18 protein-coding genes are annotated in these 24,357 nt (G+C 64.5%); 8 read left to right on the top strand and 10 right to left on the bottom strand.

Going from position 1 to position 24,357, the window contains the following annotated elements; genetic code table 11:
* Positions 1-84: 84 nt before the first annotated feature.
* Together purN and purM are read right to left on the bottom strand one after the other, a co-directional pair.
* Positions 85-738 (bottom strand): phosphoribosylglycinamide formyltransferase, encoded by a 654-nt coding sequence (gene purN, locus AC630_RS12935; RefSeq protein ID WP_074118911.1) that lies wholly within the window; start codon positions 736-738, stop codon positions 85-87.
* Positions 738-1,811, bottom strand: coding sequence for a phosphoribosylformylglycinamidine cyclo-ligase (gene purM, locus AC630_RS12930; protein WP_074118910.1), 1,074 nt, complete (start codon positions 1,809-1,811; stop codon positions 738-740). Before purM ends, purN begins: the two co-directional genes overlap by 1 nt.
* 156 nt (positions 1,812-1,967) lie before the next feature.
* Between purM and AC630_RS12925 the strand changes: the two genes are divergently transcribed.
* From AC630_RS12925 to ppx, 4 genes are all read left to right on the top strand, one after another.
* Positions 1,968-2,510 carry a CDP-alcohol phosphatidyltransferase family protein gene (locus AC630_RS12925; protein WP_074118909.1) on the top strand — a complete coding sequence of 181 codons (543 nt, stop codon included), beginning with the start codon at positions 1,968-1,970 and terminating at the stop codon, positions 2,508-2,510.
* Between the two features lie 127 nt (positions 2,511-2,637).
* Complete coding sequence (locus AC630_RS12920; RefSeq protein ID WP_074118908.1) at positions 2,638-3,315, top strand: P-loop NTPase family protein; 678 nt, start codon at positions 2,638-2,640, stop codon at positions 3,313-3,315.
* 143 nt (positions 3,316-3,458) lie between these two features.
* The gene (locus AC630_RS12915) at positions 3,459-5,648 is read left to right on the top strand and encodes an RNA degradosome polyphosphate kinase (RefSeq protein WP_074118907.1); all 2,190 of its coding nucleotides are present in this window, start codon (positions 3,459-3,461) and stop codon (positions 5,646-5,648) included.
* A gap of 15 nt (positions 5,649-5,663) precedes the next feature.
* Positions 5,664-7,166, top strand: a complete 1,503-nt coding sequence (gene ppx, locus AC630_RS12910; RefSeq protein WP_074118906.1) for an exopolyphosphatase — start codon at positions 5,664-5,666, stop codon at positions 7,164-7,166.
* Positions 7,167-7,170: 4 nt separating this feature from the next.
* Here ppx and AC630_RS12905 read toward each other — a convergent pair whose 3' ends face one another.
* From AC630_RS12905 to ndk, 4 genes are all read right to left on the bottom strand, one after another.
* Positions 7,171-8,295: a PepSY-associated TM helix domain-containing protein gene (locus AC630_RS12905; RefSeq protein WP_074118905.1), complete on the bottom strand. Its 1,125-nt coding sequence runs from the start codon at positions 8,293-8,295 to the stop codon at positions 7,171-7,173.
* Between the two features lie 27 nt (positions 8,296-8,322).
* Complete coding sequence (locus tag AC630_RS12900) at positions 8,323-10,566, bottom strand: TonB-dependent receptor (protein WP_502691512.1); 2,244 nt, start codon at positions 10,564-10,566, stop codon at positions 8,323-8,325.
* A gap of 428 nt (positions 10,567-10,994) precedes the next feature.
* Positions 10,995-11,855: a TerC family protein gene (locus AC630_RS12895; protein ID WP_074118903.1), complete on the bottom strand. Its 861-nt coding sequence runs from the start codon at positions 11,853-11,855 to the stop codon at positions 10,995-10,997.
* A 131-nt stretch (positions 11,856-11,986) separates the two neighbouring features.
* The gene (ndk, locus tag AC630_RS12890; RefSeq protein ID WP_008130731.1) at positions 11,987-12,409 is read right to left on the bottom strand and encodes a nucleoside-diphosphate kinase; all 423 of its coding nucleotides are present in this window, start codon (positions 12,407-12,409) and stop codon (positions 11,987-11,989) included.
* Positions 12,410-12,720: 311 nt separating this feature from the next.
* Here ndk and AC630_RS12885 point away from each other — a divergent pair, with 311 nt between their 5' ends.
* The 3 genes from AC630_RS12885 to AC630_RS12880 all read left to right on the top strand — a co-directional run bounded on the left by AC630_RS12885 (position 12,721) and on the right by AC630_RS12880 (position 15,285).
* Positions 12,721-12,975, top strand: a complete 255-nt coding sequence (locus AC630_RS12885; RefSeq protein WP_074118902.1) for a sulfur globule protein precursor — start codon at positions 12,721-12,723, stop codon at positions 12,973-12,975.
* A 217-nt stretch (positions 12,976-13,192) separates the two neighbouring features.
* Positions 13,193-13,366 carry a hypothetical protein gene (locus AC630_RS45385; RefSeq protein ID WP_167561189.1) on the top strand — a complete coding sequence of 58 codons (174 nt, stop codon included), beginning with the start codon at positions 13,193-13,195 and terminating at the stop codon, positions 13,364-13,366.
* 56 nt (positions 13,367-13,422) lie between these two features.
* Positions 13,423-15,285, top strand: a complete 1,863-nt coding sequence (locus tag AC630_RS12880; protein WP_074118901.1) for an ABC-F family ATP-binding cassette domain-containing protein — start codon at positions 13,423-13,425, stop codon at positions 15,283-15,285.
* 151 nt (positions 15,286-15,436) lie between these two features.
* On the opposite strand, the gene AC630_RS12875 is transcribed toward AC630_RS12880, so the two are convergent.
* The 3 genes from AC630_RS12875 to AC630_RS12865 form a co-directional block, all read right to left on the bottom strand.
* Positions 15,437-16,735: an HlyD family type I secretion periplasmic adaptor subunit gene (locus AC630_RS12875; RefSeq protein ID WP_074118900.1), complete on the bottom strand. Its 1,299-nt coding sequence runs from the start codon at positions 16,733-16,735 to the stop codon at positions 15,437-15,439.
* 143 nt (positions 16,736-16,878) lie between these two features.
* Positions 16,879-19,011: a type I secretion system permease/ATPase gene (locus AC630_RS12870; protein ID WP_074118899.1), complete on the bottom strand. Its 2,133-nt coding sequence runs from the start codon at positions 19,009-19,011 to the stop codon at positions 16,879-16,881.
* 28 nt (positions 19,012-19,039) lie between these two features.
* The gene (locus tag AC630_RS12865; RefSeq protein WP_074118898.1) at positions 19,040-21,886 is read right to left on the bottom strand and encodes a beta strand repeat-containing protein; all 2,847 of its coding nucleotides are present in this window, start codon (positions 21,884-21,886) and stop codon (positions 19,040-19,042) included.
* A 212-nt stretch (positions 21,887-22,098) separates the two neighbouring features.
* Between AC630_RS12865 and AC630_RS12860 the strand changes: the two genes are divergently transcribed.
* Entirely contained in the window at positions 22,099-23,682 is a 1,584-nt protein-coding gene (locus AC630_RS12860; RefSeq protein WP_074118924.1) for a winged helix-turn-helix domain-containing tetratricopeptide repeat protein, read from the top strand.
* Positions 23,683-23,741: 59 nt separating this feature from the next.
* Here AC630_RS12860 and AC630_RS12855 read toward each other — a convergent pair whose 3' ends face one another.
* Positions 23,742-24,236: a hypothetical protein gene (locus AC630_RS12855; protein WP_208867007.1), complete on the bottom strand. Its 495-nt coding sequence runs from the start codon at positions 24,234-24,236 to the stop codon at positions 23,742-23,744.
* Positions 24,237-24,357 lie beyond the last annotated feature (121 nt).

Here is a 24,357-nt window from a genome sequence, read left to right as displayed (position 1 = left end):
CCCGGCCAAGCCCGCGAGAAATCGTGACGTTGCCCCCGGCCCTGCCGGGGGATTTTGTTTGTGAAGACGAAACGCGACGGCGCTTCAGCTCGCCACAGGCGCAATCAGGAAATTCTCCGACGCCGCGCTGCCAGCCGTCTTGCAGACATCGCCCTCGATCCGGACCTTTCCGGTCGCGAGCAGCCGCAGCGCTTCGGGATAGATGCGGTGCTCGACTTCGAGGATTCGCTCCGACAGCGTATCCGCCGTGTCATGATCGCCGACGGGCACCGCGCCCTGCATCACGATCGGGCCGGCATCGGTCTCGGGGATTACGAAATGCACTGTCGCGCCAGACAACTTGACCCCGGCGCGCAAGGCCTGACCGTGCGGGTCGAGGCCGGGGAACGACGGCAACAGGGATGGATGGATGTTGAGCATCCGCCCGTACCAGGCCCTGGTGAATTCCGCCGTGAACAAGCGCATGAAGCCGCCGAGACAGATCAGCTCGATGCCATGCTGGTCGAGCGCTGCTTGCAGCACCGCCTCGAAACCGGCGCGGTCCTTGCCGAACGGCTTGCTCTCGATCACCTGCGTCTTCACGCCGCTCGTCTTGGCCCGTTCGAGTCCCACCGCGTCGGCCTTGTTCGAGATCACGAGCGAGATCTCCGCCGGAAAATCCGGCGCGGCGGCGGCCCTGATCAGCGCGGCCATGTTGGAGCCGCGACCGGAGATCAGGATGGCGACGCGGCGCTTCATCACAGCGCCAGATCGAGGTGGCCGTTATAGACGACGCGATGCTCGCCCTCGGCCGGGATCACGGTGCCGAGCTGCGCCACGGTCTCACCGGAATCAGCGAAGACCTGCACGACCTGATCGACCTTGTCAGGCTCGACAATCGCGATCATGCCGATACCGCAGTTGAAGGTCCGCAGCATTTCCAGCTCGGCGATGCCAGCTTGCGCCGCTAGCCATTTGAACACCGGCAGCACAGGCAGGCGCTCAAGATCAATGCCGACGCCGAGATGCTTTGGCAGCACGCGCGGGATGTTGTCGGTGAAGCCGCCGCCGGTGATATGGGCGAGCCCCTTCACAGCGCCGGTCTCGCGGATCGCGCGCAGGCAGGATTTGACGTAGAGCCGCGTAGGCGTGAGCAGCGCGCCTCCGAGCGTCGTGACAGGCGAGAACGGCGCCGGCGCCTCGAAGCCCAGGCCGGACTGTTCCACGATCTTCCGTACCAGGGAGAAGCCGTTGGAGTGCACGCCCGACGAGGCCAAGCCAATCACGGCATCGCCCGCGGCGATGTCCTTGCGCGGAAGCAGCGTGCCCCGCTCGGCGGCGCCGACGGCAAAGCCGCCGAGATCGTAGTCGCCGTCCTTGTAGAGGCCGGGCATCTCAGCGGTCTCGCCGCCGATCAGCGCGCAGCCGGATTCCCGGCAGCCTTCGGCGACACCCGCGACGATCGCGGCCGTGGCCTCGGGGTCGAGCTTGCCGCAGGCGAAATAGTCCAGGAAGAACAGCGGCTCGGCGCCCTGCACCACGAGGTCGTTGACGCTCATGGCGACGAGATCGATGCCGATGCCGCCATGCAGCCCGGTCTCGATCGCGATCTTGACCTTGGTGCCGACGCCGTCGGTGGCGGCGACCAGGACGGGATCCTTGAAGCCGGCCGCCTTGAGGTCGAACAGGCCGCCGAAACCGCCGATCTCGGCGTCGGCGCCGGGCCGTGCGGTGGCACGCACCATCGGCTTGATCAGGTCGACCAGGCGGTTGCCCGCGTCGATATCGACGCCTGAATCGGCGTAAGTGAGGCCGTTTTTGCGGTCGGTCATGCCCGATTTCCAGTGGGTTTCCGGCTGGTTACGTCGAATTCCGGGGACACGCAATGGCTCGCATGGCGCCCCACCGTATACTATGTAGAGATATCAACCGGTTCAGCCTCCAAAGGGGCCGGATTCGAGGTCAGACCGGGTGCCGGGAAGCGCCACGTGAGTATTCCGAACATCATCACCCTGGGCCGCATCATGCTGGTCCCGATTATCGTCTGGGCCATCGTGTCGAGCCAAATGGAGGTCGCGTTCGCCGTCTTCCTCATTGCCGGCGTCAGCGACGCGGTCGACGGCTTCCTGGCCAAGCGCTTCAACATGGCGAGCGAGCTTGGGGCTCTGCTCGACCCGCTCGCCGACAAGGCGCTTCTGGTCTCGATCTACCTGTCGCTCGGCATCTGGGGCGATATCCCCCGCTGGATCGTGATCCTGGTGGTGTCGCGCGACATCATGATCGTCGCCGCCGTGATCGTATCCTGGCTGTTCGACAAGCCGGTCGAGATGAAGCCGTCGAAGGTGTCGAAGCTCAATACCGCTGCGCAAGTGGCCTACGCGGCGCTGGTGCTGGCGGCGCTCGCCTTCGGCTTCAAGCCGGCCCCCTATGATATTATCCTGATGGGCCTCGTCACAATCTTCACGCTCTCCTCCGTGTCGCTCTATCTCGTCGAGTGGCTGCGGCACATGAGCACGATCGAAGCCAAATGAGCGCAAAATAGGCGCAAGAGCGAGCGCGGAACGGCCCTGCAAAAGGCCAAGTCCCGCTTAACAAGTCGCACTCGATAGGTCGAATCTATCAACTGAGGCCGGCCGTCCGGCGTGGAGCAAAGCAAGCGTGGCAGGCCGCGTTCATCCCCGACAATTGGCGTTCTCGCTTCCGCATGCGGAGAGCCTCAGCCGGGACAATTTCCTCGAAGGCCCCGCCAACGCTGCCGGGCTCGCTTTGATCGACGGCTGGCCAGAATGGCCGAACCGGATCATGTGGCTGGTCGGTCCCGAAGGAAGCGGCAAGAGCCATCTCGCTGCGATCTGGGCCGAGGAGGCCGGCGCCCGCTCGACCACGGCCAATGGGCTGACCGCCGAAGCCGTCCCGGGGGCGCTCGCCACCGGTGCGCTGGTGGTCGAGGATCTCAAGGCAAAGGAGTTCGACGAGCGCGCCCTCTTCCACCTGATGAACCTCGCCCGCGAGGACGGTGCCTATGTCCTCCTCACCGGTCGCGAGGCGCCCGCGTCGCTTGAGATCGACCTTCGCGACCTGCGCTCGCGCCTGCGCGCTGTGCCGGTGGTCGCGCTGCTGCCCCCCGACGACCAGCTCTTCCGTGGCCTGATCGTCAAATTCTGCACCGACCGCCAGCTCACCGTGGACGAGAGCGTAGTCAGCTACCTCGCCACCCGCCTGGAGCGGTCCTCGGCCGCGGCCCGGCAAGCCGTGGAACTGCTCGATAGCGAAGCCCTGCGGCTCGGCCGCCCCGTCACCCGGGCCCTAGCCGCTGATCTGCTCCGCGACGCCTGACCTGCCCGCCCGGCTCCAAGGCCGCTTGACGCGGCGGAGCGGTGGAACATCAATGTCATCGAAACGTCATCGCCCTAACACATGCTCCCGGCGGTTTTGCGCGTAAGTCGCAAATTGGGGCAAACTGGATGGATCGACTTCTCATGGACATCGCGCAAGCTGTTGAGACTAAAGAGAAAGTCGCAGAGACCGAGAGCCTGCCGGCGATCGCATCGAGCCCCGAACGATTCATCAACCGCGAGCTCTCCTGGCTGCATTTCAACCGCCGCGTCCTGGAGGAAGCGGTCAATCCCAGCCACCCCATGCTGGAACGGGTGCGTTTCCTGTCGATTTCGGCGAATAACCTCGACGAGTTCTTCATGGTCCGCGTCGCCGGCATCAAGGCCCAGGTGCGCGAGGGCATTGCCGAGCGCAGCCCCGACGGCCTGACGCCGTCCGAGCAACTCGCGCTGATCAACCGCACGGTCTCCCAGCTTGCCTCCGACCAGCAGGCGATCTGGCGCGACCTTCGCAGCACGCTGGCCGACGTCGACATCGTGCTGGTCGACGGCAAGGACGTCACCAAGGCGGAACGGACCTGGATCGAGGACTACTTCCTCAACAACGTGTTCCCGTTGCTGACCCCGCTCGCGATCGACCCGGCCCACCCCTTCCCGTTCATTCCAAGCCTCGGCTTCACCATCGCGCTGCAGCTCACGCGCGAGGCCGACGGCAAGCAGATGAACGCGCTGATCCGCATGCCCGGCAAGATCGACCGCTTCATCCGCCTGCCCGCCGAGGGCAAGGTCCGGCTGATCACGCTGGAGCAGGCCACCGCCCTGTTCATCAACCGGCTGTTCCCTGGCTACAATCTGCACGGCCAGGGCGCCTTCCGGATCATCCGCGACTCCGAGCTCGAAATCGAGGAAGAGGCCGAGGACCTCGTCCGCCTGTTCGAGACGGCGTTGAAGCGCCGCCGCCGCGGGTCGGTGATCCGGCTCGAGATCGACGCCAAGATGCCGGAGGAGCTGCGCAGCTTCGTGCAGCACGCACTCTCGGCTGCCGACGATGAGGTGTTCCTCGTCGACGGCGTACTCGCCATGAACGAGCTCTCGCAGCTCACCCGCCTCGACCGTCCCGATCTCGAATTCACCCCTTACGTGCCGCGCCATCCCGAGCGCGTGCGCGAGCATGGCGGCGACATCTTTGCCGCAATCCGGCAGAAGGATCTCATCGTTCATCACCCCTACGAATCCTTCGACGTCGTGGTGCAGTTCCTCCAGCAGGCCGCGCGTGATCCTGATGTCGTCGCGATCAAGCAGACGCTCTATCGCACCTCCAACAACTCGCCGATCGTGCGCGCGCTGGCGGAAGCCGCCGAAGCCGGCAAGTCCGTCACTGCGCTGATCGAGCTGAAGGCGCGCTTCGACGAAGAGGCCAACATCCGCTGGGCGCGCGATCTCGAACGCGCTGGCGTGCAGGTCGTCTACGGCTTCCTCGAACTGAAGACGCACGCCAAACTCTCGATGGTGGTGCGCCGTGAAGGCGGAAGCCTCACAACTTACGTCCACACCGGCACCGGCAATTACCACCCTGTGACGGCGCGCATCTACACCGACCTCTCCTACTTCACCTCGGACCCAACCATCGGCCGCGACGGCGCGCGCGTGTTCAACTTCATCACCGGCTATGCCGCGCCAAGCGATCTGGAAAAGATGGCGGTGTCGCCGCTGACGTTGCGCAAGCGCATTATCGAGCACATCCAGGGCGAGACCGCGCATGCGCGGCACGGCCGCCCCGGCGCGGTCTGGATGAAGATGAATGCACTGGTCGACCCCGACATCATCGACGCGCTCTACGAGGCGTCACAAGCCGGCGTGCAGGTCGAGCTCGTGGTGCGCGGCATCTGCTGCCTCAGGCCCGGCATTCCCGGCCTGTCGGAGAACATCCGCGTCAAGTCGATCATCGGACGCTTCCTGGAACACGGCCGAATCTACTGCTTCGGCATGGGTCAGGGCCTGCCGAGCGCGAAAGCCGCTGTGTATATCTCGTCCGCCGACATGATGCCGCGCAACCTCGACCGCCGCGTCGAGGTGCTGTGTCCGCTGCAAAATCCCACTGTGCATCAGCAGGTTCTCGAACAGATCATGGTCGCCAACCTGAAGGACAATGAGCAGAGCTGGCAATTGTTGCCCGATGGGTCCTCAACGCGTATGAAGGCCGCGAAGGGCGAGGAGCCTTTCAACGTCCACAACTACTTCATGACAAATCCGAGTCTGTCTGGCCGTGGAAAGTCGCTCAAGGAATCCTCGCCGCGCCGTCTCACGCGCCGTAATGAACGTCATCAATCCTGATCCGGGATCCGCGACGTGAAGCGGCCGCGCAAGCGCGGCTCGAGCGTCGCGGTCATCGACATCGGCTCCAACTCGGTCCGTCTCGTTGTCTACGAGGGACTGACCCGGAGCCTCATTCCGCTCTTCAACGAGAAGACGCTGTGCGGCCTCGGACGCGAGGTGCAGAGCACCGGCCTGCTCGCGCCCGACGCCGTCGACAAGGCGCTGACGTCGCTGAAGCGGTTCCGTGCGCTGTGCCGCGTGATGCAGGTCGGGCGCGTGTTTGCGATCGCGACCGCCGCCTGCCGTGACGCCTCCAACGGCCCCGACTTCATTGCGAAGGCCGAACGCATCTGCGCCGTGAAAATCGAGATCCTGTCGGGCCCGCGCGAGGCGCGGCTGTCGGCGCTCGGCGTGATCTCCGGCATCCATCACCCCGACGGCATCGTCGGCGATCTCGGCGGCGGCTCGCTCGAGCTGATCGACGTGCGCAGGAACAGCGTGCGCAATGGTGTGACGATGCCGCTCGGCGGTCTTGCGCTCCAGGACCTCGCGCACAAATCGCTCAAGCGCGCCGACCGCATCGTGCGCGAGGAGCTCGACGAGGTGCCGCAGCTCACCGCGGGGCGCGGCCGCACCTTCTACGCCGTGGGCGGCACCTGGCGTGCGCTCGCGCGCATCCACATCATCCAGAGCGGTTATCCGCTCCAGGTGATGCACGGCTACTCCATTTCCGCAGCAGAAGCGCTCGACTTCTCGCGCCGCCTGCGGCGGCTCGCGGCCGCCGACATGCTCGCCGACATCGAGATCGTCGCCGACGCACGCCGCCCGCTCCTCACCTATGCGGCGCTGGTGCTCGAGCACATCATCCGGGTGGCCCAGCCGAAGACCATCGTGTTCTCGACCTTCGGAGTGCGCGAAGGCCTGCTGCACGAGAAGCTACCGGAGTCCGAACGCAACGAGGACGGGCTGATCTGCGCGGCCGAAGAGCTGAACCAGCTGCTGTCGCGCTCGGCGAAGCACGCCCGTGAGTTGATTGCCTGGACCGACCGCCTCGCGCGTGTGGTGAAGCTGCGCGAGACCGAAGAGGACCGCCGGCTGCGTCACACCGCGTGCCTGCTCTCCGACATCGGCTGGCGCGTGCATCCCGACCATCGCGGCGAGCAGACGCTGAGCCTCGTCGTTAACGGAAACTTCGGCGCGATCACCCACACCGAGCGCGCCTTCGTCGGCCTGTCGGTGTTCTATCGTTATGCGGGCCTCAGCGAAGAAAACCAGCCGCCGGCCAACATGCAGGAGCTGCTGACGCCGGCGCAGCTCGAACGCGCCCGCCTGCTGGGTGCGGCATTCCGCGTCGCACATCTGATCTCGGCGGCGCGGCCGGGCGTGCTGCCGGCCACGCATTTCCGCAGCCAGGGACGCAAATTGATGCTGGTGTTCGAGCATCGCCTCGGCGACCTCGTCGCCGACCGCGTCGGCGGCCGCTTCCGCCAGCTCGCCCGCCTGGTCGGCCGCTCCGGCTCGATCGTGAGGCGCTGATTGGCTAGCTGGTCCTCATCCTGCCGGGACGTTTCTTGAGCCACATGATCAGGCCGGAGACGAACAGGACGAGAGGCGCGAAGCCGGTTGTGAACACCAGCAGGCGTCCCACGAGTCCGAACGCCGAACCGTTGTGAAGCCAGAGCTGTTCGGCCAAATAGCGGTCAGCCATGGACATGGTGCACGAGGTGCGGTCGTGCACCACGGCGCCACTCCATGGATCGAGCCAGATTGCCCCCCGTGACCGCACGGCGGGATCAGCGCCCTCGGGACGGAACTGCACGCGCCACGTGTTGCGCGTTGCTGTTGGCGGGTTGAGCATCGCGATCGCTACGCCAGGCTTGGCCGCCTGCGCGATCCGCACGATCGCGTCCGCCGGGAGCAGCGGCGTCCCAGCCGGAGGCGGTATTTCAATCCGCGGCGACGGATCAGGTGTCGGTTGCGACAGAAGACCGACGACAGGACGCACCACGTCGGGAAAGGTGATCCCGACTCCCGTGATTGAGATCACCAGGAGTGCGAACAACGCCCAAAAGCCGGCCGCGCGATGAACGTCGAAAACAAATCGAAATAGCGAAACATTCTTGCACACGGACACCGATCGCCAGAATTGGCCCGCCCTCGGCCACCACAGGATGAGGCCCGACAGGGCCAGGCCGAGCAGTATGAACCCGACCACGCCGACCAGCTCTTTGCCCCACCACTCATAGAGTAGCAGCGTGTAGTGGAGACGATAAACCTTGAGTGCGAACGCATTGACGTAGTCACGCCGCCCGAGCACCTTCCCGTTCGAAGGATCGACCATGGTCGTCCAACGATTCGGGGTGCGGCCTGTCGCGGTTTCGTGCGTATGGATCACGACCCAGACCGGCCAGGTCCGATCCGGCGCCAGTATGGTGGAAATCGGCGCGGCATCCGCTGCCGCAGCAGCGCGCATCACCTCGGTCAATTCAACCTTTTGCTCCGGGCTCATCGGGGTGTAGAGCGCCGGATTCAAAGCGGCGTCGATTTCCCGGTAGAATACGATAAAGCTTCCGGTCAGGCCTATCAGCACCACGACGATGCCGCCGGTCAATCCAAGCCATCGGTGAGCCAATGAGAGCGCGTGCCGCACGCGTCCAGGCAGCATTGTTGCACGCGTCAAAGCCGACCTGTCTCAGAAATCCGTGGACATCGACAACAGCAGGGTTCGCGGCACACCTTGGGACAATCCCGAGTAGCTCGCCACGCCTGACCAGTAATTGGTATCGAACACGTTCTGGACCAGGGCCCGGAGCGCGACCGGCCGGTTGTTGATTCGTGTGGTGTAACGGGCACCGAGGTCGAGTCTCGTCCAGGCCGGAACGACCTGCGTGTTCGCCGCATCCAGATATTGGTATCCCGTATAGACCGTATTTGCGACCAGCGTCAGACCAGGCGCGAACGGGGTGTCCCATTCAGCGGACAAATTGGCTTGCACCTGAGGCACACCGATCGGCGTCTTGCCGAGATTGGATGGCGTGCTCGTCTTTGTCAGCTCCGGATCGATGAGCGTCACGCCGCCAAGCACGCGAACGCCCGGCTGCACCTCTCCGAATACCGTGAATTCCAGGCCGCGATTGCGCTGTTCGGCGTCGGCCCGGAAGACCTTGTCGACACCGAGCTGTCCCGATGGCTTGGTGATCTCGAATACGCTGATGGTGGTGGCCAGCATGCCGAAATCAATCTTGACGCCCGCTTCCTGCTGCTTGCTGAAATAAGGTGCAAGGACTTCTCCGGAATTGCTCGCCGTCGTCGGCGCGATGTCGCCTTTGCTGAGCCCTTCGATGTAGTTGGCGTAAAGCGAAACGTTGCTCCAGGGCTTGACGACGACGCCGACCATCGGCGTGAGCGCCGTCTGGTCATAGGAAGCGGTGACCGCGCCCGTGGTGGTGTTGTAGTTGTTCGATTTGACGCCCTGTTGCCGGACGCCGACGGTCAGTTGAATACGCTCTTGGAAAACTGACAACGTGTCGGCCAGCGCCAGGCCGGTCAATTCGCTATCTGAAAGCTTTGGAACAGTCGCGGGAGCAGGAACGAGCTGCTCGGGACGGGCGATCGGCGCGTAGATGTTGGACAGAACCGGCGTGCCGGACACGGAGCCCCGCGAGATCTCATCTGTGTAGTAGCTCCCCTGGAAACTCACGGCATGACTGATCGCGGCGGTTTCAAAACGGGCGCGCACACCGGCGTCGGCAACATTCCTGTCGATATCGAATTTGAAATGCCCCGGTATCGAAGTGGTATTGCCAGCCGCGTTCAGGATCGTCGGCGTACCAAAAAGACGATCGACCTGGGTCCTGCCACCACCGGCGTCGGCGAACACAGTCACGGATTCCGTCACATCGTATTCGGCGCGCGCCAGCAGCGAGTTGTCGTGAACCTTGGACCATTCCCAGGCCTGGGTGACATTGCGCCTTCCGACCGGAGCGGTCGGGACAGCTACGCCTGTTGCCACCAGAAACGGCCTCGTGGGAGCGTCGAACTTCTCGTCCTGATCGATGAAGTCGAGCGAAGCCCTGAATCTTTCGCCGCGATAGTCGAACGCGGCGGCGCCGACATACGCCTCCCGGTTTTGGTTGTCCAGCGGCGTATCGCCATTGTGGTAGCTGCCATTGACGCGAATTCCGAATTCGCGGTTGTCGCCGAACCGTCGGCTCACGTCGAGATGCGTGCCGAGCTGGGAGCTTGTCGCGTAGTCGGTCGTAACCCGTGTAAGATCGACATCCCCAGCACGTTTTGGAACAATGTTGATGGTGCCCGCGACGCTGCCGTTCGGGGCCATGCCGTAAAGCAGCGCCGCCGGGCCTTTGATGATTTCGATGCGTTCGACGTAATCGGTGAACACACGATAGTTCGGCGCAACACCATAGACGCCGTTGAAGGCAATTTCTCCGACATTCCCCTCGCCGATCGGAAAGCCACGAATGAAGAAGGAGTCGAGAATGCCGCCGGTCTGCCCCGTGAAACGGACCGAAGGGTCGTTGCTGACGACGTCGGCAACCGTGGTGGCCTGTTGATCTTCAATCTTCTTCGCCGTGTAACTCGTGATGTTGAACGGCGTATCCATGAAGTCCTTGTTGCCCAACAAGCCAATCTGGCCGCCGCGGGCCACCTGTCCACCCGGGTAGGAGGGCGGAAGTGCGCCCGGCTTGGCAGCCGTGGGAGTCGCTTCCGCCTGCATCTTGGCGCGCTCACTCGGAGGCGCGCTTTGACGGCCGGCCCTTCGGGCTGAATTGACCCGTGGACGTGCGCGCGGCTTCGGCGCATCTGCGGTGACGGTCACTGCGGGCAATGTCGTCCCCTGCTCCGTCCCCGGCACAGCGCTCTGCGCGTTGGTGTCATGCAGGAAGCCGTCGCTAAACAGGGCGACGGAGACCACAGAGGCCGCGAATGCCGTCGGGCTGGAGCACGCCAGAAGTGCTCTGACGCTAGCGGCAAGAACAGCAACAGGACGGCGAATGACTCTCGATGGCATTGCGACAGCTTCCGATTTGATGGACGTGAATATCGGAACGACGTGCCGCGGGAGCCTTCATCGAGTCAACGAAAGAACCCCTTGTTTTCAATAGTTTATAATGAGACAAAATCTAAATCGCGCGGTGGTTGAAAAGACGGAGCCGCTCTTCCGCTGAGCACATGCCGGTGGTTGCTCGCGTCTTCCGGCCAACGCCGCTTATCAAGCGGCGGTCCGTCGGAGGCCCGACCGGTCTAGTTGCGAATCGCTGGTGTCGCAGTCGATCGGAATGATCTCAAGCAAGACCTATCCCAGCGGGAAAGAGGCAAGCAGGACTGATCAGATCGCCGAGGTTACTCCGCCGACGCCTTGGCGTGGCGCTCGGAGGATGCGAGCGCGGCCTGGCTCAGGCTGCGCCGGCGCCAGATGCTGCCGACGACCAGCACGACGACGACGCCGAGCGCCGCGCAGAGATATTCGCCGCCTCCGCCGCCGTGACCGAACTGCGGCGGGATGCGCAAGGCGCCAAGCATGCTGTCCAGCGAGGCGCCAAACGGGCCGTCGAACAGCGTGTGCAGCTTCGGCGCGACGCCGGGATCGGTCGCGATCACCTCGCCCGCGATCCAGCCGAGCAGCGCCGCACCGGCCCACACCAGGACCGGCAGCTTGGCGAGCAGCGCCATGATCAGCGCCGCACCGGCCACGATCAGGGGTACGCTGATGGCGAGGCCGAGGATCAGCAACGGCACGCTGCCATTGGCGGCGGCGGCAACCGCAATGACGTTGTCCAGACTCATGACGATGTCGGCGACGACGACGATCTGCACCGCCTGCCAGAGATGCGAAGCCGACTCGACGCCGTCCTCGTCCTCTTGCTCCGGCACGAGGAGCTTTGCCGCGATCACGATCAGCGCGAGGCCGCCGATGAGCTTGAGGTAAGGCAGCTCCATCAGGCTCGCGACGATGCCGGTGAAGATGATCCGCAGCAGCACCGCCGCGCCGGCACCCAGGATCATGCCCCATAGCCGGTGCCGCGGCTTCAGGCCGCGGCAGGCAAGCGCGATCACCAGCGCATTGTCGCCGGAGAGCAGGATGTTGATCCAGATGATCTTGCCGACCGCAATCCAGAAGGTCGGCTCGGCCATCTCATTGCGGAACTGGGTGAAGAATACCCCGATCGTAGCGGGATCGAAGATCTGCCAGAGCCAGTTCACAATACGTCCTTTCGCCCCGTCGTCTTAAAGCATGATCCGGAAAAGTGTGAAGCGGTTTTCCGAAAAGATCATGCTCAAACAAGAACCTAAAGCGCGATGGCATTCATCGCGCTTTAGTACCAGCTGATGGATCAGCCGACGATCTCGTTGCCCGAGAAGAACTGCGCGATCTCGATCGCGGCGGTCTCCGGCGCGTCCGAGCCGTGAGCAGAATTCTCACCGATCGACTTGGCGTAGAGCTTGCGGATGGTACCCTCGGCCGCCTTGGACGGATCGGTCGCACCCATCGCGTCGCGGTACTTGGCAACAGCCCCCTCGCCTTCCAGCACCTGGACGACCACCGGGCCCGAGGTCATGAACTCAACGAGCTCGCCGAAGAACGGCCGCGCCTTGTGGACGGCATAGAAGGTCTCGGCCTGCTCCTTGGTCATGCGGATGCGCTTCTGCGCGACAATGCGCAGGCCGGCCTTCTCGATCACGGCGTTCACCGCGCCGGTCAGGTTACGCGCGGTCGCATCGGGCTTGATGATCGAGAAAGTGCGTTCAATCGCCATGGTCATGTCCTTGAGGAAAATCGGTGGTTCGGAGTTGCGGGGCTTATATCGGCGCCTTCGCCATCCGGCAAGCGACCGCCGGATCGGCCCTCGCAGGCGCTTCGCCGCAGGGCGCAGGCGCCTGATTCCAGCATGGATTACAACAATTTCACGTGGATGAACCCAATCTGAAGCCCCTGTCAGGATTCGGTTCAGCCTCGCCGGCGTAAGGTCGAGCCCATCGAAACCAAAGCCTGATCATGAGGCGGACCGTTTCGGCGGCCTTTCCATCGACGCGATAGCCCCGCGCCGGCAGTTTTGAGGAGATCACCATGTTGAGGAAACTTTCGCTTGCCGCCGTCGCCGCGGCCGCGCTGGGTGCCGCGCTGGCACCGACCTCCGCCTCCGCTCATTGGCATGGCGGCTGGGGCTGGCACGGTGGCGGCTGGCACGGTGGCTACGGCTGGGGCGCTTCGCGCTACTATGTCGGCGGCCCCGTCTCATACGGTTATGGCGGCTGCTATGTGCGCCGGCTGGTCCCGACCCCCTGGGGACCTCGCTGGCGGCTGATCAACCGCTGCTACTGAGCCCGACAGCACCTTCCTACCGGTACCTTCCCCCAAGGTACCCTCCAAGCGAAGCCCCGGCGTTCCCCCCCCCTGCGCCGGGGCTTTGTATTTGGGCGGATATCACGCGTTCATACTATTTTTACTAGAATGCCAAGCATTCCCCACATACGGCGAAACCATTTTGGGGGCCAAGGACTTGGTACCGTGTCGTTACTTTGAGAGCACGGACCCCGCGATGGCTGGCCTTTCTGCCAATGACAGCGAACAGATCGACCGGCGGACCAGCCGCTCGATTTGCGAAGCCGTGGGCGAGCGGCTCCAGCAGAGCCTTCGCCCCGAGCCCCGGCTTCCGACGCATATCGAGCAGCTCCTCAGCGAGCTGAAGAAGCGCGACGGCGACTCGCACTGACCGAGCGACACGGAAAAACGGGTTGCGTTTGATCCCGCCTGCGGTGACAAGGCCGCATGCTCTCGATCACCGACCTCTCCATTCGCCTCGCCGGACGCCTTTTGATTGACCAGAGTTCCGTGCAGATCACGCCCGGCTCGCGCGTCGGCATGGTCGGGCGCAACGGTACCGGCAAGTCGACGCTATTCAAGGTGATCCGGGGAGAGCTGGCGGCCGAGCACGGTTCGGTGACCCTGCCGCCGCGCTGGCGGGTGGGCAGCCTCGCGCAGGAAGCCCCGAACGGCCCCGAAAGCCTGATCTCCGTCGTGCTCAAGGCCGATCTCGAACGCGACGCGCTGCTCGCCGAAGCCGAAAGCGCGACCGATCCGCACCGGATCGCCGAGATCCAGACCCGGCTCGTCGACATCGACGCGCATTCGGCGCCGAGCCGCGCCGCCGCGATCCTCTCCGGCCTCGGCTTTTCCGCCGCCGATCAGCTGCGCCCCTGCGCCGAGTTCTCCGGCGGCTGGCGTATGCGCGTCGCGCTTGCCGCCACGCTGTTCGCGGCGCCCGACCTGTTACTCCTTGACGAGCCGACCAACTATCTCGACCTCGAAGGCACACTGTGGCTCGAGGATCACCTCGCGCACTATCCGCGCACCGTGATCGTGATCAGCCACGACCGCGATCTCCTCGAAAGCTCGGTCGACCAGATCCTGCATCTGGAGCGCGGCAAGCTCACGCTCTACCGCGGCACCTACTCCTCCTTCGAGGAGCAGCGCGCCGCACGGGAGCTGCTCGATGCCAAGCAGGTCAAGCGCCAGGAAGCCGAGCGCGCGCGCCTGCAGGCCTTCGTCGATCGCTTCAAGGCCAAGGCCTCGAAAGCGCGCCAGGCGCAGTCTCGCGTGAAGATGCTGGAGCGGCTCAAGCCGATCACGGCGCTGGTCACCGAGGACGTGCGCGAAATCAGCTTTCCCGCGCCGGAGAAAATCCTGTCGCCCCCGATCATTGCCGTCGACAACGCCTCGGTCGGCTACGATCCGGCAATGCCGGTGCTGGGCCGCGTCACGTTACGCATCGACAATGACGACCGCATCGCGCTTCTCGGCGCCAACGGCAACGGCAAGTCGACGCTGGTCAAGCTGCTCGCCGGCCGCCTCGCGCCCTTCTCCGGCAAGGTGACGCGAGCCGACAAGCTGTCGATCGCCTATTTCGCGCAGCACCAGCTCGACGAGCTGAACGAGGACGCCTCCGCCTACGACCACATCCGCAAGCTGATGGGCGATGCGCCCGAAGCGAAAGTGCGGGCACGCGCCGGCGCGATCGGCTTCTCCGGCAAAGCGGCCGACACCAAGGCGGGAAAACTGTCGGGCGGCGAGAAGGCGCGGCTCCTGCTGGGGCTAGCGACCTTCTTCGGCCCCAACATGATCATCCTTGACGAGCCGACCAACCATCTCGACATCGACAGCCGCGCCGCACTCGCCGAGGCGATCAACGAGTTTCCGGGTGCGGTCATCATGGTCTCGCACGATCGCTATCTGATCGAGGCCTGCGCCGACCGGCTCTGGATCGTCGCCGACCGCACTGTGACCAATTACGACGGCGATCTCGACGAGTACCGCCGCCTGGTGCTGTCCGCGCGCAATGCCGAACCCGCCCCGCGCGAGCGCAGCGCAGCGAGCGAGAAGCCGCAGCGTCCGAAATCGGACAATCGCGGCTCGCTGAAGAAGCGCATCGCGGAAGCCGAAGTCGAGATCGCCCGCGTCAGCGACATCATCGCCAAAATCGACACTGCGCTTGCCCTGCCCGACATCTTCACCCGCGACCCCAAGCAGGCCGCGCAACTGTCGAAGGCACGCTCCAATGCAGCCGACGCGCTGGCGCGCGCGGAGGAGCAATGGCTGGAGGCGAGCACGCAATACGATGAGGCGGCGGGATAGCATCGGGGCCGTGAGGGGCCGGACCGCTCGACCGGTCGAGGCTCCCATCAAAATGTGAAAAACAACCCCATGCACAGTAGCGGGGCGGGCGCCGGAGGCGCGCGGGTCAGACAACACAAGTCATTGTAATAATTTATAAAATAGACACAACCTAGCGCTCCCGCATGATGTCATGCCGGTAGCGTCGCAGCGGCGATAACAGGTAACTCAGGATGGTTCGCGAGCCGGTCCTGATCTCCACGGTCACCGCCATTCCCGGTGACAGGCTGACGAGACGGTCGTCCACCTGCATCTGTGTGCGATCGAGCGAGATGCGTGCGCTGTAGCTCAGCTCCTGCCCGTTGGGCTCGCTGCTGTCGTGTTGCGCCGCGAGCGCACGGTCGTTCCCGGGCTCCGGCGGATGGTCGCGAATGATGGCGTCGTGCGAAACGCTCAGCACGCGGCCTTCCAGAAGGCCGTAGCGGGTGAAGTTGAAGGTGTCGATCTTGATGGCGGCACCCTGCCCGACCTCAACGAACCCGATATCGCGGTTGGAAATCATTGCCTCGATCTCGAGCCGCGTATCGGTCGGCACGATGACGAGTAGCGATTGTGCAGGCGTGACCACGCCTCCCACGGTGTGAACCGCCAGCTGCTGCACAACGCCGTCGACCGGTGACGTCAGTTGCTGGAGCCGCGTCCTCTGCTGCGCCTTGATCAGGTCCCGCGCAATCCCGTTCGCTTTCTGCTCACTCTTCGCGAGATCGTCGGACAGGCTCTTCCCGTACTCGGCCACGGCCTGGATGCGGGTCTCCCGGATCGCCGCGACTGCTGCCTCGGCTTCCGTCAGGCGGCTGCTTTGGACGCGGAGCTCCTCCTGCTGCTCGATCTGGAGCTGAAGGGTCTCATAGTAGGTCAGCTTCGAGCCGATTTCCTTTTCCATCAGCGTCTTGCGGATATCGACGCGTTGCTGCGTGACCGGCAACAGCGCGTCGAGCTTGTGAATCGTCGCCGCGATCGTCTGATGCTCGGCGTCCTTCTGCGCTTCCTGGCGCGAAAGCGCCGCGAGCTTGGCGCGATGCTCGCCGACCTGATTGACGAGAAGCTGCCGCTGCGTCGCGACCAGCATGGGGTCGGCGTCCCCGGGTGCGACGAGATCGGCGGGAGCATCTTCGCCGACCGCTAGTGCCGCACGAAGACGCGCGATATTGAGCCGTTCGGCCATGAGATCGTCATGCAGACGATCGCGCTCTGCGGCGTTCACGGTCGGATCGAGCTCGATCAGCACGTCGCCTGATTTGACCGCCTGCCCGTCCTGAACGTGGATAGCGCGCACCACGCCGGTCTCGAATGGCTGAATCACCTTGCTTCGCCCGCTCGACACAATCTTCCCGGTCGCGGAGGCGACGATGTCGATCGTGCCCAATGCGGCCCATGCGAGCGCCACGCAGGCCAACACCATCAGCGACATGCCGATGGCGCGGCCGGTCGGCGACGGCGGCGTTTGGGTAATTTCCAGCGCCGCGGGCAGGAAGGCGGTCTCCTCGGCGCGGCGGCGTTTTACGTTCCGGAAGAGAACGACGGTCTGCTCCGGCCGGGGGGGCCGTGGCGGCGCTAGCCGACCTCATAGATCCCTCCCTGTAGACGGTGCAGGGCAGCGTACCGGCCACCGGTCTTGATCAACGCGTCATGCGTGCCGTCCTCGACCAGCCGGCCGCGTTCCAGGGTGAAGATGCGATCGGCGCCGCGGACGGTGGACAGACGGTGCGCGATGATCAGGACCGTGCGGCCCCTGGCGATCTCCTTCATGTTCTCGTGGATGATCCGCTCGCTCTCGTAGTCGAGCGCGCTGGTGGCTTCATCGAAGATCAGGATACGGGGATTGCTCACCAGCGCGCGGGCGATCGCGATGCGCTGGCGCTGCCCGCCCGAAAGCGTCGAGCCGCGCTCACCGACCATCGTATCGTAGCCTTCGGCGAGTTCCAGAATGAAATCGTGCGCGCCCGCAAGCCTGGCCGCTTCCATGATGCGGTCCATCGGCAAGGTCGGATCGGCCAGCGCGATGTTGTCGCGAACCGAACGATTGAACAGCATGTTTTCCTGGAGCACTACGCCGATCTGCCGCCGCAGCCAGGCCGGATCGGTCGTCACGAGATCCATTCCGTCGACCAGCACGCGACCGCCCTGTGGAACGTAGAGCCGCTGCACCAGCTTGGCGAACGTGCTCTTGCCCGAACCCGACGATCCGACGATGCCGACGGTTTGCCCGGCTGGAATATCGAATGAGACGTCGTGCAGGATTTCACGCCCTTCGAGCCGGTAGCGGAAGGATACGTGCTCGAACCTGATGTCGCCCCGGATCGGCGGCAGCCCCGCGCGCGCGGCCGAATAAGCCGGCTCTGCCGCACTGTTGAGGATGTCGCCGAGCCGCGCGATCGAGAGCCGTGCCTGATGAAAATCCTGCCAGACCTGCGCAAGACGCAGCACCGGCGCCGAAACCCGGCCTGCGAAGATGTTGAAGGCGACGAGCTCACCGACGGTCAAGGCGTCGCCGATTACGAGCCTGGCGCCGACATAGAGGATGGCGGCGGTGACGACCTTGCTGACAAACTGCACGAGCTGGCTTGCCGTGTTGCCGAGGCTCGTAACACCGAAGCTCGCGGAGACATAGCCGGCGAGCTGCTCTTCCCAGCGGCGCTGCATCTGCGGCTCGACCGCCATGGCCTTCAGCGTTTCGATGCCGCTGACGCTCTCGACCAGAAAGGCCTGGTTCTCGGCGCCGCGACGGAATTTCTCGTCCAGCCTGCGGCGGAACAGCGGCGTCGCCACGGCCGAGATCGCGATGTAGAACGGGAACGATCCGAGAACGATGAAGCTCATCTGCGGCGAATAGGCGAACATCACCGCCAGGAACACCGAGGTGAAGAACAGGTCGATGACGATCGTCAGCGACGAGCTGGTGATGAAATTGCGGATGTTCTCCAGTTCGCGGACCCGGGCCACGGAATCTCCGACACGCCGCGCCTGAAACCAGGCCATCGGGAGCGCCAGCAGATGATGGAACAGGCGAGCCCCCAACTCCACGTCGATGCGGTTGGTCGTGTGCGAAAACAGATAGTTGCGCAGGATTCCGAGCACGGTGTCAAACAGCGAGACAACGACCAGGCCGATCACGAGAACGTCGAGCGTGGACAGCGAGCGATGAACCAGCACCTTGTCGATCACGACCTGGAAGAACAGCGGCGAGACCAGCGCGAAGAGCTGGAGGAAGAACGAGGCGGCCAGCACCTCGCCCAGCAGCCGCCGGTATTTGCCGATCGCGCCGATGAACCAGGTGACATCGAAATGACGCCCAAGCTCAGATAGCCCTGCGCGCCGGGCCATCAGGATCAGTTCTCCGTCCCAGATCGCGCAGAGCTCGTCGCGTGTCATCAACACCGGCCGCTGCGCCTCCGGCGACTGCACCAGCACCTTTTCGGCGGTGGCCTTGGCGATCACCATGAAGCCGCCGTCACGCAGCATCGCGATCGCAGGCAACGGGCTGGCCGCGAGGCGGCTCCACGTCGTCCGATAGGTTCGCGCCTTAAGCCCGAGCGACCTGGCGCAGCGGACAATGTCCGCTGCGCCAAAGATCGCCGTTCCGGTCCGGTGCCTGAGCTGCTCGCGATCGGCCGCAACGCCCTGCAGATGCAGCAACGTCAGCAGAGCGTCGAGCCCCGTATCGGTCGAGACCGGGTTCGTCGTCATGAGCGTCCTCCAGGCCGGAGCAGCTGGCTCAGGCGTGCTGCGGCGGTGCGAGCACCTGGCTCTGCGTCGCGTGCGGATCGGGCAGCGGCATGTCGCCGTGGCCGTCGCCTGCCGGAACGAGGTTCGCCGCCATGGCCTGGTTGAGCAGCATCGCGGCCGCCATCGCCGCGCCGCCGTTGATGACGACGTTGTTTCCGCTGCCGCCATCGAGGATGTCCACGCCGCCATTGCCGATCAGCACGTCGTCCCCCGCACCACCCGCCAGCGTGTCGTTGCTGGGGCTGCCGATCAGCACGTCGTCGCCATTGCCGCCGTTGGCGACGAGCTGGATGCCGCCATGCAGGCCGGAGGCCGTGATGACGTCGTCGCCATCGAGGCCGTTGATGACGATCCTGTCGCCCGCGCCGGCATCGGTGATGTTGATGTCCTCGCCAAGCCCCGACACCGTGATGATGCCGTCATGCTCGGTCACCGTGATGACGTTGTTGCCGGCGGTGGCGTTGATGGTCACCGTATCAGCGGCGCCATCATTGGCACCGAGGTCGAGGTTGATCTGGTTCACGCCAGTGCCGGAGAGGTCACCGACCGTGATGTTGTCCGCGCCGCCAAGGGCGTTGAAGTCGATGTCTTCGACTCCATTTACGTCCATCGCGATGTTGGCAACGTCGCGGGTGAACAGCACCCTGCCGCCATTGGCCGAGATGTTGATCGTCTCGTTGATGTTGGCGCCGTTGAACAGCAGCGTATCGGTGCCCTTGCCGCCCTCGACGGTGTCACTGCCATCGCCGGGGTTCCAGATGAAGGTGTCGTCGCCGGCGCCGAGATTGGCGACGTCGTTGCCGCGCCCGCCGATCACGGTGTCATTGCCGGCGCTGCCGGTGATGGTGTCGTTGCCATCGCCGCCATTGATGTTGAGGCTGGCAAGCTGTCCCGCCCTGATCGCGGATGCATCGATGACATCGTTGCCGGCTCCGCCGTTGAGGCCGAGCACGTCACCGGCATCCGCGTGCGCGATCGTCACCTGCGCCGCAAGGCCGTTGACCACGATCGATCCGCCAGAACTCGCGACCGTGATGTTGTCATCGCCGGCGCTGCCGTTCACCGTCACGCGGTCCGCCGCGCCGTCACCGCTCTGGCTGCCGGGGCCGGCAGTCAGGTCAATGGCAACCTGCGCGATGCCGGTCCCGGTCAAGTCGTTGACCGTGATGTTGTCGGCGCCGCCAGCGGCGGCGATCTGTACGCGCTCCACTCCGTTGAGATCCATGACGATATTACCGACATCACGGGTGAGAACCGCATTGCCGCCGTTTGCCCCGATGGACATGCTTTCGGCCGCGTTGGAGCCGTTGAACACCAGCGTATCCGTGCCCGCTCCGCCGAGAACGGTGTCGCTGCCGTCACCGGGATTCCAGACGAAGGTATCATCGCCGGCACCGAGATCGGCAACGTCGTTGCCCCGGCCGCCGGTGACCCTGTCATTGCCATCACCGCCGTTCAGGGTGTCGTCGCCCTGACTGCCGCTGATGGTGTCGTTACCCGCACCACCATCGATGGTCAGTCCGATCACTGCGGCGAGCGTCGATGCATCGATGACGTCATTGCCGCCGAGCGCCTGGATGACCAGCCGATCGCCAGGTTCTGCATTTGCGATCTTCACGACTTCCGGCAGGCCGGTCACCGTCACCGTGGTGCCGTCGGCCGTAACCTGGATGTGCTGGCTGGCATTGGTGCCGTTGACGGTCACCGTGTCCGCCGCGCCGTCGCCTTGCGTCCCTCCGGGATTGGCTCCGAGATCGACGAGCACCTGCTTGACGCCGGTCCCGGTGAGATCGCCGATGGTGATGTTGTCGGCACCCCCGCGCGCATCGAATTCGATCTGCTCGATGCTGTTGAGGTCCATTGTGATGTTGGCGACGTCGCGGGTGAAGCGCACCCGGCCGCCATCGGCCGAGATGTTGACGTTCTCGTTGATGTTGGCACCGTTGAACAGCAGCTTGTCGTTGCCGGATCCACCTTCGACCGTGTCGCTGCCGTCGCCGGGATTCCAAATGAAGGTGTCATCGCCGGTGCCGAGCTGGGCGACGTCGTTGCCGCGGCCTCCATTGACGATGTCGTCACCGGAGCCGCCGATCAGGAGGTCGTTGCCGTCGCCGCCGGTGATCCTGTCGTTGCCGGCGCCGCCATCGAGCGTCAGCGAGATCAGGCTGCCGAGCCCATTGCCCGCGGTGATGACATCGTCGCCGTCGCCGGCGTTCAGCACGAGATTCTCCGTCGTGCCGATGTCGAGCGTAAATGGCGCCGGGCCCGTCCCGTCAAGCCGCACGCGGGTTCCGTTCGCCGTAATCGTGAACGTCTCGGAGACATTGCTGCCGTTGACCTGCGCCGTATCGTTGCCGTCACCGCCCTCGAACAGATTGGTGCCGCCACCCGGATTCCAGATCATGAGATCGTTGCCGGCCTCACCGAACAGCTGGTTGTCGCCGCTGCCGCCGTCCAGGATGTCGTTACCCGCGCCGCCGAACAGCAGATCGTTACCGCCGCCGCCCTTGATCGTATCGTCACCGGCCTGACCGAACAGCAGATCGGCACCCGAGCCGCCCGTGATCCTGTCATTGCCGTCGCCGCCGAAAATGTGCACAGCGGGCATCGGCCCATTGGCTTCGTTGACGGTGATCGTGTCGTCACCGCCTTGACCGAAGACGTCGATCCCGCTGGTGTTGGCGATGGTGGGATCGCCACCAAGCGGCTTCACAGAACCGTTGTTGATGAGAATGCGGCCGGACTTGTCGCGGCCGATCACGAGGCCGTTATTGGCGGTATCGCCGAAAATAGTGAGTTGGCCCGTAACCGGGGAAAAAACAGCGGTAATAGACATCCTAATGATCCTTCGATCGATCTAGCCCCTCCCCTGGAGGCGTAGCAGCCGCTAGAATGACTTTCTTGAAGCGCTGCTTGAGACGCGCGTGATTATTCTGGAGATTTCCTCCAGATTTCCTGCGGGCCAATTTCGGCCCGCGGCGGATGCAAAGGCACCTTCACATTGCGCGTCGCCTGATCGCGTGCAGCATTTCGATTCCGGAGCCGGACTTGCAGCTCATATTCGAACGTCACGTGCTTGATACGAACACGCGCGAGTTGCGTCGCGACAGCGAACCGGTCACGGTCGAGCCCCAGGTTCTGGATCTCCTGATCTACCTCATCGAAAACCGCGACCGCGTCGTCAGCAGGAACGATCTGATCGGCTCGGTGTGGCAGGGGCGAAACGTCTCTGATTCATCGCTGAGCAGCCGCATCTACGCGGCCCGCAAGGCCATCGGAGACAGCGGCAGGGACCAGAAGCTGATCCGCACCGTCGCGCGCCGGGGCTTGCGCTTCATCGGAACGCTCGAGACGCCACCGAGCGGGGTGGCGCCAACTGACGAAGCCGGGGCCGCGCGGGTCGAGAAGAGCCGTTCCGCCGAGGCGGCGCTCGCCTTGCCGGTGTCCGATCGCCGCGTCATCGCGGTGCTGCCCTTCACGAATATGAGCGACGACCCCGAGCAGGAATTCTTTTCCGACGGCATTAGCGAGGATCTCATCACCGCCCTGTCAAAGCTGCGCTGGTTCCTGGTAATCGCGCGCAACTCGTCGTTCAGCTACAAGGGCAAAGCGGTTCACATCAAACAGATCGGCGAAGAGCTCGGAGCGCGGTACGTGGTCGAAGGCAGCGTTCGCAAGAGCGGCGGACGCGTCCGCGTCACGGCGCAGCTCAACGATGTCGCGAGCGGCAGCCACGTCTGGGCCGATCGCTATGACCGGGAGGTGACCAGCATCTTCTCAGTCCAGGACGAGATCACCGAGGCGATCGTATCGGCCATCGAGCCGCAGCTTCACGCCGCGGAGAATTCGCGCACGCGCAGCAAGGCGCCAAGCAGCATGGACGCGTGGGAGCTCGTCATGCGCGCGCTGTCGCACTACAGCAGGCTCACGCCGCAGGATCACGTGACTGTGCGGGAGTATCTGGACAAGGCAATCGCGCTCGACCCCCGTTATTGCCAGGCGCTTGGCGTGCTCAGCACGAGCTACACCTTCTCTGCGCATATGGGATGGATCGACGCCGACGTGGCCGTGCCGCTCGCCAAAGACGCGGCGCTTGCGGCCGTTCGGATCGACGGCGAAGACCCCTGGGCCCATCACGCGCTCGGTGCCGTGTACCTGATCACGCGCCAGTTCGACGACGCACTCTCCGAGATCGAGCTGGCATTGAGGCTCAATCCAAGCTTCTCGCATGCCCAGAACTATTATGCGACGGCTCTCGCCTTCGCCGGACGCTGGGAAGAGGCCATCGAGGCGGTCAAGCGTGCGCTGCGGCTGTCGCCGCGTGATCCGCTGCTGGCATTGAACTACGGCTCGGCATCACTCGCCCATTATTTCGGGCGCAACTACGAGGAGGCGATGCGACAGGCGCAGACCGCCATCCGGCTTCGCGCGGATTATGCGAGTGCTCATCGCGTGCTGGTCGCAGCCGCAGCCATGTCGGGACAGGCGGAGATCGCCGCCTCCGCTCTCCGAGCGCTTCGACGCGCACAGCCCAATATCTCCTGCGACTGGATCGCGACCCATGTGCCGATCAAGCTCGACGCCGACCGCGCCCATTATCTGGACGGCTTTCGTCGTGCCGGGCTGGAGTGATCGTCAGGCCTCAGCCCACCCCGCACGGTGCACGGTGGCTCGGGAGAGGCACGCTCGCCTTACGCCGCCGACTTCTTCTTCGGCTTCGGCTTGGTCGCCTTGGGCATGACCGGTGCCTCTGGCGTACCCTCGATCGAGGACAGGCGGCCGGAGGTGAAGGTGTAGATGCCGGCGCGCGGACCGGTTGTCCAGGTGACCACGGCGACGCGCCTGCCGGCGGCATCGTTGGAGAGGTTGACGGTCGAGGGCGCGCCGATGCCGCGCACCACGTCGCATTCGGTGTGGCCAAGCGCGACCGTGCCGCCCGTGGGCGCCGGCGCGGTCGTCGACGCGTTGGCATCCGCCGGCCCGGGAGGCGGTGCCACGCCGGGACAGGCCCCGTCAGTGCTGACCAGATCCTCGGCGCCAACCGGCTTTTCGGGGGTCAGCGGCGGCGATTCGATCGAGATGCTCTTGATGAACAGGCGGCTGGGCGTGTTGAACCATTGGGCGTCCTTGGACAAGAGATCCGTCCCGCCCGAGCAGCCCGCGACCAGGGGTGCTACGGCAGCCAACGCAACTATGAGCGAGCTGGGAAGCTTTTGATGTCGCACGATAAACTAAATTCCCCGCGTGAAGGACCAGCCCTAAGCGATTGTCCCAACATCACTTTGCGGCACGAAGGTGACCAAAGCC

This window comes from Bradyrhizobium sp. AS23.2, from assembly GCF_001908185.1.
Lineage (GTDB): Bacteria > Pseudomonadota > Alphaproteobacteria > Rhizobiales > Xanthobacteraceae > Bradyrhizobium.
Note: the sequence above shows the minus strand (reverse complement) of the source record. Positions and strands in the feature narration are given on the sequence as shown.

Bases quoted from the DNA above. Each gene is read 5' to 3' on its own strand.
- ndk (WP_008130731.1), bottom strand. From the start codon at position 12,409: ATGGCGATTGAACGCACTTTCTCGATCATCAAGCCCGATGCGACCGCG.
- purM (WP_074118910.1), bottom strand. From the start codon at position 1,811: ATGACCGACCGCAAAAACGGCCTCACTTACGCCGATTCAGGCGTCGAT.
- AC630_RS45385 (WP_167561189.1), top strand. From the start codon at position 13,193: ATGGCTGGCCTTTCTGCCAATGACAGCGAACAGATCGACCGGCGGACC.
- AC630_RS12865 (WP_074118898.1), bottom strand. From the start codon at position 21,886: ATGTCTATTACCGCTGTTTTTTCCCCGGTTACGGGCCAACTCACTATT.
- AC630_RS12885 (WP_074118902.1), top strand. From the start codon at position 12,721: ATGTTGAGGAAACTTTCGCTTGCCGCCGTCGCCGCGGCCGCGCTGGGT.
- AC630_RS12915 (WP_074118907.1), top strand. From the start codon at position 3,459: ATGGACATCGCGCAAGCTGTTGAGACTAAAGAGAAAGTCGCAGAGACC.
- purN (WP_074118911.1), bottom strand. From the start codon at position 738: ATGAAGCGCCGCGTCGCCATCCTGATCTCCGGTCGCGGCTCCAACATG.
- AC630_RS12905 (WP_074118905.1), bottom strand. From the start codon at position 8,295: ATGCTGCCTGGACGCGTGCGGCACGCGCTCTCATTGGCTCACCGATGG.
- AC630_RS12870 (WP_074118899.1), bottom strand. From the start codon at position 19,011: ATGACGACGAACCCGGTCTCGACCGATACGGGGCTCGACGCTCTGCTG.
- AC630_RS12875 (WP_074118900.1), bottom strand. From the start codon at position 16,735: ATGTCGCTGATGGTGTTGGCCTGCGTGGCGCTCGCATGGGCCGCATTG.
- AC630_RS12880 (WP_074118901.1), top strand. From the start codon at position 13,423: ATGCTCTCGATCACCGACCTCTCCATTCGCCTCGCCGGACGCCTTTTG.